10 protein-coding genes are annotated in these 9071 nt (G+C 59.2%); 2 read left to right on the forward strand and 8 right to left on the reverse strand.

Annotation, left to right across the window (positions count from 1 at the left end):
- Positions 1-355, forward strand: a 355-nt coding sequence (locus WFK61_RS25825) for a hypothetical protein (RefSeq protein WP_336814915.1), incomplete at its 5' end; no start/stop codon positions are given.
- Between the two features lie 19 nt (positions 356-374).
- Here the strand turns inward: WFK61_RS25825 and WFK61_RS25830 are convergent.
- From WFK61_RS25830 to metC, 6 genes are all read right to left on the reverse strand, one after another.
- Positions 375-929 (reverse strand): hypothetical protein, encoded by a 555-nt coding sequence (locus tag WFK61_RS25830; protein WP_336814916.1) that lies wholly within the window; start codon positions 927-929, stop codon positions 375-377.
- A gap of 605 nt (positions 930-1534) precedes the next feature.
- Entirely contained in the window at positions 1535-2302 is a 768-nt protein-coding gene (locus WFK61_RS25835; protein ID WP_336814917.1) for an amino acid ABC transporter ATP-binding protein, read from the reverse strand.
- Between the two features lie 28 nt (positions 2303-2330).
- On the reverse strand, positions 2331-3365 hold the full coding sequence (locus tag WFK61_RS25840) for an amino acid ABC transporter permease (RefSeq protein WP_336814918.1): 1035 nt from the start codon (positions 3363-3365) through the stop codon (positions 2331-2333).
- 77 nt (positions 3366-3442) lie between these two features.
- Positions 3443-4582 carry an amino acid ABC transporter permease gene (locus WFK61_RS25845; RefSeq protein ID WP_336814919.1) on the reverse strand — a complete coding sequence of 380 codons (1140 nt, stop codon included), beginning with the start codon at positions 4580-4582 and terminating at the stop codon, positions 3443-3445.
- Positions 4583-4637: 55 nt separating this feature from the next.
- Positions 4638-5675, reverse strand: a complete 1038-nt coding sequence (locus WFK61_RS25850; RefSeq protein ID WP_336814920.1) for an amino acid ABC transporter substrate-binding protein — start codon at positions 5673-5675, stop codon at positions 4638-4640.
- Between the two features lie 29 nt (positions 5676-5704).
- Positions 5705-6886 carry a cystathionine beta-lyase gene (gene metC, locus WFK61_RS25855; RefSeq protein WP_336814921.1) on the reverse strand — a complete coding sequence of 394 codons (1182 nt, stop codon included), beginning with the start codon at positions 6884-6886 and terminating at the stop codon, positions 5705-5707.
- 98 nt (positions 6887-6984) lie between these two features.
- Here metC and WFK61_RS25860 point away from each other — a divergent pair, with 98 nt between their 5' ends.
- Positions 6985-7869, forward strand: a complete 885-nt coding sequence (locus WFK61_RS25860) for a LysR substrate-binding domain-containing protein (RefSeq protein WP_336814922.1) — start codon at positions 6985-6987, stop codon at positions 7867-7869.
- A gap of 49 nt (positions 7870-7918) precedes the next feature.
- On the opposite strand, the gene WFK61_RS25865 is transcribed toward WFK61_RS25860, so the two are convergent.
- Both WFK61_RS25865 and WFK61_RS25870 read right to left on the reverse strand, forming a co-directional pair.
- A complete protein-coding gene (locus WFK61_RS25865; protein WP_336814923.1) occupies positions 7919-8371 on the reverse strand; it encodes a hypothetical protein in 453 nt (150 codons plus the stop codon).
- A gap of 468 nt (positions 8372-8839) precedes the next feature.
- Positions 8840-9071, reverse strand: a 232-nt coding sequence (locus tag WFK61_RS25870) for an efflux RND transporter permease subunit (RefSeq protein WP_336814924.1), incomplete at its 5' end; no start/stop codon positions are given.

Consider the following 9071-nt stretch of genomic DNA (forward strand, 5'->3'; position numbering starts at 1 on the left):
CCGCCCGTCTGAAACCAGAACGGACAGTCTCACCGAAACCGGCTCAAGGGGGTCAAAGTTGGACGCCGATCCCCCGCCTCAAGGGGTCAAACTTGCACGCCGAAACACAGGGTTAAACGCGATACGCGGGTTCGAAGGCGAGAAGCGTTCGATTCGAGCGCTCACGAGCCGGAAGTTGAGAGCGACGTTTGTGACGAACGGCATCGAATTTTTCGATGACAAAGATGGAATGGGGCTCAGGAAAAAGCCCAACATTGATGAATATATCCGGAATGAAGAGCTCTATGCGAGCCATTTCAAGCCGTTTTACCGGAGTGTAAGAATAAACAAAGGGCTTCTTGAATCATACATATGACTGAATGTAATTTTTACATTTAGTGGCTCATCGCCAGCATTTTGTGATCAAATACGATAAATTTTCGCTCCGAGAACCCTGCGTGCAGCACATCTTTATCATGCAATTTTAGGTCGATTTCAACTGCGGGGCTCTCACCCCTGATCGAGCATATATAGTCGTACTGGAAAACTGCCCGTTCGTGGTTCTTCGCGAATTCCACAACCACGGTGTCCGCGTCCGAAAGCAGCTTTCTGAGATGATCGTTTATGTCCGCCGTGAGGCCGAGCCCCTTGAGGGAAAGGCCCAGAATGACAACCGCGAACGGGCCCGCCGGCGAAATTTGGCTGGCCTGGTACTTCTCGCGAAGATGCACGATCTTAGGCGATGAACTCCTCGTCGCAGTCGAAGCCGAGGCAGCGCCGAGTTTCGGATCGACCAGATAAACCACTTCGGGATCGTGGGCCAGATAGTTCGATATCGGATTATTTCCGCTTCCAATTTCGATAATGCAGGGCCTATGCCGCAAAAAATGGGCAGCCAACACCTGGCGCGCAGTAGATGCAGGTCCTGTTAAATGATCTATCTTTGCCATGAGAGAAATATCTTTTGATAGAACGGTTTACAATGTGGCTATAGATCGGTGTTACTCCCGATCAGAAATTTTACCATAACACGTTAAATCGCGTATCGCGGTGAAACATTACACCATGACTTATGTAACGATGCCAAATGAGAGTCTAGTTCTCGTTATTGGCGATTCGAATATGGGTGGTAACGGAAAAAGAGCGCGCTAATTGTGAGTGCGAGTAGCCAGTAATTTATAATCCAACGCGGACTATGGCTCTGTATAATATAAAAGCAACAATCCGGGCAACCAAGACGTCTCGCAAGGCAGCCACGGCAGTGGAGGCGCTTCAGATATTTCGTGAAACGCAGGCTCAGCCTTTCCTGCGCGCATGCACAGTCTTGCGCCAGGGAGTGATCATCGGGCCGATGGAGCTCGAAAGTGCAGCACGGCGCGAGCGAGATTAGGTACCACGCTGAGCGGACGCCCTATTCCTAGACCCTCTCCGCCCACTTGGCCTCTTTGCGGCGGACCGAGAAAGCGCGGTCGGTCCGCCGATAACCCCTCTACGACATCGCCCGGCGGCAGCACGCTGAACTACCAACGCAAACCGATGTGCTTGAGGCTGATACTCAGTGCAGGATCTGGGAGAGCAAGAGCTTGGTGTGCTCGTGCTGCGGGTTCTTGAAGAACTCGTTGGGGGTGTTCATCTCGACGATCTGGCCGGCATCCATGAAGATGACACGGTCGGCGACCTGGCGGGCGAAGCCCATCTCGTGGGTGACGCAGAGCATGGTCATGCCCTCGTCGGCCAGGCTCACCATGGTGTCGAGCACCTCCTTGACCATCTCGGGGTCGAGCGCCGAGGTCGGCTCGTCGAACAGCATGATCTTGGGGCTCATGCACAGCGAGCGGGCGATCGCCACGCGCTGCTGCTGGCCGCCCGAGAGCTGGCCCGGATATTTCGCCGCCTGCTCGGGAATCTTTACGCGCTTGAGATAGTGCATGCCGATCTCCTCGGCATCCCTCTTGGGCATCTTGCGCACCCAGATCGGCGCCAGCGTCAGATTCTCCAGGATCGTCAGATGCGGGAACAGGTTGAAGTGCTGGAAGACCATGCCGACATCGCGGCGGATCTCGTCGATCTTCTTGAGATCGTTGGTCAGCTCCGTGCCGTCGACGACGATCTGGCCCTTCTGATGCTCTTCCAGCCGGTTGATGCAGCGAATCATCGTCGACTTGCCCGAGCCGGACGGGCCGCAGATGACCAGCTTCTCGCCGCGGCCGACCTTCAGGTTGATGTCGCGCAGCACATGGAACTCCCCGTACCACTTGTTGACGCCGATCATTCCGACGGCGTCGGAGTCGGTGGATTCGAGCACATTCACGCTTACGTTCATGAAAAGCTCCTTGTCGCTGTCGCGGTTGTCAACGTGCCGTCCCGATACTCGCCCTTCGTTCCAGGAAGGCGCTGTATCGCGAGATCCCAAAGCACATCACGAAGTAGATCGCGGCGATGAAAAGGTAGGTTTCCGTGAAGGGGCTGGGCCAGGCCGGATCGGTGAGCGCTGCCTTGCCGGAGCTGAGTAGGTCGAAAAGTCCGACCACGAGAACCAGGGCTGTGTTCTTGACCATCACGATGATCGTGTTGGTGAGGGGTGGGATCACCTTCTGAAGGGCCTGGGGCAGGACGACCAGGCGCATGGTCTGGCCCCAGCTCAAACCTAGCGCCCGAGATGCTTCCTCTTGTCCGGCAGGCACGGCTTGCAAGCCGCCACGCACGATCTCCGCGAGATAGGCCGCTGAGAAAATGGTGAGAGCCACGCCAGCCCGAGCGAGCTTATCGATCGCCATCCCATCCGGAAGCATGATGGGCAGCATGATCGACGACATGAAGAGCAGGCTGACCAGTGGCAACCCGCGGATGATCTCAATCAGACCGGTTGAGAGGATGCGGGGAACAGCCATCGCAGAACGCCGGCCAAGCGCGAGCACGATGCCGAGCGGGAAGCCGATGCCTAGGGCGGAGACCGCTAGGATCAGCGTCACCGGCAAACCGCCCCAGTAAGCGCTGGGCACCGGCACCAGACTGAACAACCCTCCTTGCATCAGGATGAGGAAGGCCGCGATGGCCGTGCCCCAGAGCACGAGCAAGCTTCGTCCCCAGTTGCGGGGCGGCAGGCTCCAGAGGATGCAAGCGAACAGCAGGATCATCGCCAAGAACGGCCGCCACTGTTGATCGAGGGGATAGATCCCGAAGGTGATCTGCCGGAACTTGGCCCGCAGGAACGCCCAGCACGCTCCTGTAGCTTCGCGGCAAGCCGCGCCGTCGTTTGCGCTCCAGACGCTGTCGATCACACCCCATTGGATGATGCGTGGCAGCGCGAGGATCAGGACCGCACCGAGTGCGATCGTCAGCACCGCACTGCCCAAGCTGCCGAACAGCACCGAAAGAGGCGACATGCGCCGCTCCGGGGGCCTGGCTGTCTTTTCGCCCGACCTCGCCGGAGAGGTTTGTTCCAAGGAGAAATCCGCAACCGTCATCGCGTCACCAGCATGATGCGCTTGTTGTACCCGTTCATCAGCGCCGAGACGGACAGGCTGATCACCAGGTAGACCGCCATCAGAATCAGCACGCCTTCGATCGCCTGGCCGGTTTGGTTGATCGTCGTGGCCATGACGGAAGCAAAGTCGGGATAGCCTACGGCCAGCGCCAGGGTCGTGTTTTTTACAACGTTCAGGAACTGGCTCGTCATCGGCGGCACCATCAACCGTACGGCCTGAGGGAGAATGACCAGCCAGAGAATCCGCGGCTCCCGCAAGCCCAGCGACCGCGCGGCCTCCCACTGCCCTTTCGGAACGGCGTCGATGCCGCTCCGGACGATCTCGCCGATGAAGGCGGACGTGTAGAGCACGAGTCCCAGCATCAGTGCCATGAACTCCGGGGTCAGAGTCGCACCGCCGGTGAAGTTGAACCCCTGCAAAGCAGGCCGATCGAAACTCAGGCTCGCACCAACCGCCCAGCCGGAGGCCGCTGCTAGGCCCAGGCCTCCGATGGCAATTACCCGTGGAGGCGGAATCGGGGCCCGACCAGCCGTCCGTCCGAACCAGGCCGTGCCGACGGAGAGAGCGACCGCCGCGAGCCCAATCCAGGCTGGGACCGCCCATCCGCTTAAGATAGGCCAAGGGAAGAAGAGTCCCCGCAGCGAAAGAAACAGCCCCGGGGCAGGCTCCAACGCCGCACGAGGCGACGGCAACCCGATCGTGAGGACCGCGTACCAGAATAGCAATTGAACCACGAGGGGCGTGTTTCGCATCGCTTCGACGAAGCTTGCGGCAACGCCGCGCACAAGCGGATTGAGGGAGCGACGCGCCAGTCCAATGACGAACCCGATCACCATTGCGGCGCCGATCGCGAGCACAGACACATAGATCGTGTTCAGAAGGCCGACCGCGAATGCCCGCAGATATGTTTGCGTGGGCTCATAAGCGAGAAAGCCTTCTGAAATCGGGAAGCGCGCCGGCCTTGTCAGAAAGCCGAAGCCAGTCTGGATTCCACGGCGTGCCAGATTGTCGAGTGTGTTTGCCGTCAGCCAGGCGATCGCCGCCAGGAAGGCCGCAAGGATCGCGACTTGCCAGACGGCCGAACGAACACGGCGATCGAACCAAAAACGAAGCATGACGCGCCCTCGCGCTCATCGGGAGAGGCAATGCCTCTCCCGCTGTCCTGGTGGACTAGTTGAACACGAGCGGGAACATCAGCCCGCCGTCCTTGTGAAGCTTGTTCGGCCCGCGATCGAGCTTGATTGGACTCTTCTGGCCAATGTGCTTGTCGAAGATCTCGCCGTAATTTCCGAGCTGCTTGACGATGTTGTAAGCCCATTTCTCATCCAGCCCCAGCGCCTGACCGTTCCCTGGCTCGACGCCGAGGAAGCGCTGGACCCTAGGATCGTTCGACTTGAGCTGCTCATCGACATTGGCCTGCGTAACGCCAAGGTCTTCTGCCGCGATCAGGACCTGGAATGACCACTTGACGATGTCGTAGAAGCGATCGTCGCCGTGCCTGACGGACGGCGCCAAAGCCTCGTAATGTCCACTGGCCGGGACGATGACGTAATCATCCGGGTTCTTGGTTTGCGTCGCCCGGGCGGTTGCGAGCGCCGAGGCATCGGAGATCAACGCATCGCAGCGCCCGCCGAAGAATGCCTGTCGGGTAGCGGGCACGTTGTCGAAGAGAATTGGCTTGAGATCGAGCTTAAATTCACGAGACAGGTCCGCAATGGTGACCTCAGTGGTCGAGCCCGTTTGGAGACAGACCGATGCGCCCTTCATCTGCTTCGTTTCGGTGACGCCGAGCTTCTTCGGGAGCAAGAACGCGTCGTACTCATAGTAGTTGGGGAACGAGAAGTTGAGGCCGTTCGCATCGCGCCGCAGCGTCCACGTCGTGGTGCGCGGCAACACGTCGATTTCGCCGGTCTGTAGGGCAGTGAGACGCTGGGAGCCCGACAAGGGCACAAAACGCGCCTTTTCCTTGTCCCCGAAGATCGCAACCGCGATTGCGCGACAAGTGTCGACGTCGAGGCCTTTCCAGGCACCACTCTCGTCCGGCGCGGAAAACCCTACATTTCCTTGGCTTGCGCCACAGATCACATACCCTCGCTGCTTGATCTGCTCGACGGTCTGCTGCGCGTGAGCCGCCGTTGCCATCGCGGTGAGCGAGCCAACCGCCGCGGCACAGGCCGCCCAGTTCCGAGCGCTATTCAAGAACTTCATGTTTCTTCCCCTTTTTTGGTGGTTGGCGTTTAGGCGACTTTTGCGTCGGGCAGTTCCAGTGCACCCAGAAGCTTCTCAAGGTCGCGCCAAAGCTCGTCCGGATCCTCGAGGCCGATGCTGATGCGAAGGACAGTCCCCTCGCTCGCCCATACGGTGGCCGTGCGGCCTTCTTTGATCGCCATTGGAGCCACGAGACTGCGCGTCCCACCCCATGAGGCGCCCAGGGCGAATACATTCAGAGCGCTCAGCCCAGCATCGAGGTTACGCTCGGCGCCGGGCTTCAAAACAATGCTGAACACGGCGCTGCCGCCCTTGAAGTCGCGCTTGAACACATCGTGCCCAGGGCATGCGGGCAATGCGGGATGGAGCACGCGCTCGACAGAAGGCTGATTGCTGAGCCGGCGAGCGAATTCCTCGGCGACGCGGCCAGTATGGGCCATGCGTAGGCCCATGGTTTCGATCCCGCGCAGCGCCAAGGAAACCTCGTCCGGGGAGACGCCGATGCCGAGAAGACGCAATGTGTCCTTGAGCTTCTGACGCAATCCGAGGTCCGCGACAGTCACGGAGCCAAGCAGGAGATCCGAATGCCCCCCTACGTATTTGGTGAGGGCTTCGACCACGAAATCTGCGCCATGCTCTAAGGGCTTGAAAAGGAGCGGGCTCGCCCAGGTGTTATCGCTGCCGACGAGAACACCCTTGGCCTTCGCGACACGGCTGATCGCAGGGAGGTCTTGGACCTCCATCGTTCCAGAACCCGGCGACTCGACCCAGATCAAACGAGTTCGATCGTCGATAAGCGAAGCGATCTTCTCTCCAAGGAGGGGATCGTAGGCGGTAAACGTTATGCCCCGTGGAGCGAGGTAATTGATGCAAAAATCTCGGACGGGCGGGTAGACGGTATCCGGAATAAGAACGTGGTCTCCGGGCACCAGAACGGCCAGCATGACCAGCGCCACGGCCCCTTGGCCCGACGGTGCCAGCACTGTCCGAACACCGCCATGCAAAGCGGTGATCTGCGCCTCAAGGGTTCGCGTCGTGGGCGTTCCCTGCAAGCCATAGCTGTAACCGTCAGGACCGCGCTGCTTTCTGCGCGCGAAGGATTCTGCGTCGTCGTAGACGATCGTGGACGCCCGATACGTCGGAACTGCAAGGCTGACAAAGCCGTCATGGGAAACAGCCGGGTGATGAACACAGAGCGTTAGATCGTGCATGGGCGTCCTCGAAGTTGGACAAACCGTAGGCGACGATCGTATGAAAACAACTGACTTCATGGCATAGTTCTATGCCTGAATCTGATAGGATGCCCGCTTTGAACTACCGGCAGTTGGAGACCTTTCGCGCGGTGATGTTGAGCGGCTCGGCGTCCAGGGCGGCCGAATTGCTCGACATCACCCAGCCCGCTGTGAGCCGGACGATCGCCGAACTGGAAAAGGGAGTTGGGTTCGTTCTCTTCGAGCGGATCAAGGGGCGGCTTGTCCCGACCCCCGAGGCGCAGATGCTGCTAAACGAGGTCGAAAAGAGCTTCGTTGGCCTGGATCGCATCCGGGCTGAAGCTGCTCGCATCAGAGATTTCGGAGCTGGCTCGCTCAGAATTGCCAGTCTGGCTGCGCTGGGGGCAACGCTGGTCCCGCGGGCGATCTACAAGTTCCACCAAAAGCAGCCCGAGATTGCCGTTAACCTTCAGATTCATGCTTCGTCGGTGGTCAGAGAACTAGTAAGTACCGGAGGGTTTGATATCGGACTTGCAGCTGACGAGGTCGACCTGACCGGCCTCGAACATCAGGCGTTCGCCAGCGTGCGAGCGGTTTGCGCATTGCCCCCCGGACACGCGCTGGCAAGCAAATCTGCAATCTCACCGAAGGACTTGGATGGCGTCCGCTTCATCGCCCTAGCGCCAGAGGATCGTGCTCGTCGTCGCCTTGATGCGATCCTTCAGGCCGAAGGAGTGGTGCCGAAAACAATTGTCGAGACACCTAGTTCTGGAACGCTGTGCGCGTTGGCGCTCAGCGGCGTCGGGATAGGGATCACAAATCCGGCAGCTGCAGAGGGGTTCGCAATGCGAGGCTTGGAATTTCGCCCGTTCGAGCCAGCGGTGTACTTCAAGAGCATCCTTCTATTCCGACCTGACTCGCAGAAAACCAGGCTGGTTAAGTCATTTGTCGCAGAATTGATGCGAGCCCGGTCGGCAGAATGACCCGTCATTACTCGATGAGACGTACCAATCGTTCGAGCGGCGGGCGCCTTCAGTGCGTACCGGGCCCTGGAGCGACAGGTTGCGTCCGCGAGCGCTCTTCAGACAAGCCGTCGCTAGGCTCCGTTTCGTCGGGGCGGTCTCCAACCCTCGGCCGAGGGGTGGCGCCGGAGATCTTTTCGAGCGCGTTAGCCATCCTACCAAAGATGCTTGGAAAGTCAGGAATATCGATCAGAGCAAGAAGCAAGCCCGCCACCCAGAATATATGTACGCCGGTAAGCAATGAAAGAAGGCCGAGTACTGCAACGAATTCAAATTGAATCTTCTTTGTTTTATGGGCCATCCGCTCCGGCAAGCTATGCAACCTGAGGAAGATCAATCCGACAGCCAGAATGCACGCGAGCAGGATCACTCCTGCAACCACCAGCAGGGTGTCTATTTCCCCTGGAGCCACGATGAAGGAAGGTACTGGGCCGTTGACTAGGGGGTGAACCTCGGACGCCATTGGCGCGCTCCTCGCTTAGCCATTCCCGGGAAATTCAACTACCCAAAGAACCCAACAATCGCTTTTTACGCCATCCTATCTTCACTCTGATAAGGTGACAGCTGTCCTCGAGGACAAGGCCGACAGACGAGAGCCTCCAGCAGCTACGCGCACATGCGGCTCTCGCTCTTGCCATTAGATGACAGCGCTTTCACCTTCCCGCCAGGCGTCAAGCTTTCCAGGAGGAGAGACAACGACCATTGAACCGGCATTAGGTACAAAGAACACTGAAGGGCCGGCAAGCACCTGAATCTGAGAGGTTTCAGGCTCCTCGGCGTGGCCCAGAGTTTCGATGACGCGTGTACGCCCACCGTCGGCCGGCGGCTTCCCGAGGGGCGTACAGTTCTCTCTATTTGTTAACGCTACGAAGGTCGCAAGAGGGAAGAGAGCGGCACTCGGCGACTACCGCGCAATGAGACTGGCCCATCTCTAGATTGACACCGCATCACTGCCCGGAACCGGACGTGTGTGAGAGGCGCCCGCCTGCGCTGGTAGCGGTACAGCCGGGCTTGGCAACGCGCCCTGCGGCAGCCGCCAGCCCTTGATAAGCCCGTAGATCGCCGGGATCACCAGCAGCGTCAGCACGGCCGATGAGACCATGCCGCCGATCATCGGCACGGCGATGCGCCGCATCACCTCCGATCCTGTGCCGGTGTTCCAG

This window comes from Allobosea sp. MMO-172 (assembly GCF_037147855.1).
Taxonomy (GTDB): domain Bacteria; phylum Pseudomonadota; class Alphaproteobacteria; order Rhizobiales; family Beijerinckiaceae; genus Allobosea.